Annotated in this window: 1 protein-coding gene; it reads left to right on the top strand. The window is 70.0% G+C overall.

Annotated features, from left to right (window positions below; all coding sequences use genetic code 11):
- On the top strand, nt 1-233 hold a 233-nt coding region (locus tag SB816_RS35225), incomplete at both ends, for an efflux RND transporter periplasmic adaptor subunit (RefSeq protein ID WP_410548653.1).

Here is a 233-nt window from a genome sequence, read left to right as displayed (position 1 = left end):
GCGGCACGTCGGGCGTTCGGATCGATCCGGGCCTGCAGCAGAATCTCGGCATCCGCTATGCGGCCGTCCGGCGTCAGGAAGCGGCCGGCGGATTCGATGCGGTCGGCACCACCCAGTTCGATGAGGCGCGCACGGACGTCGTGCAGTCGCGCGTGACGGGCTACATCGATCGCCTGTACGCGCGGGCGCCGATGCAGCGCATCGACAAGGGCGCGCCGATCGCGTCGCTGTAC

This window comes from Achromobacter sp. SIMBA_011 (assembly GCF_046535435.1).
In the GTDB taxonomy this organism is placed as follows: Bacteria; Pseudomonadota; Gammaproteobacteria; order Burkholderiales; family Burkholderiaceae_B; genus Achromobacter; species Achromobacter dolens.
Note: the sequence above shows the minus strand (reverse complement) of the source record. Positions and strands in the feature narration are given on the sequence as shown.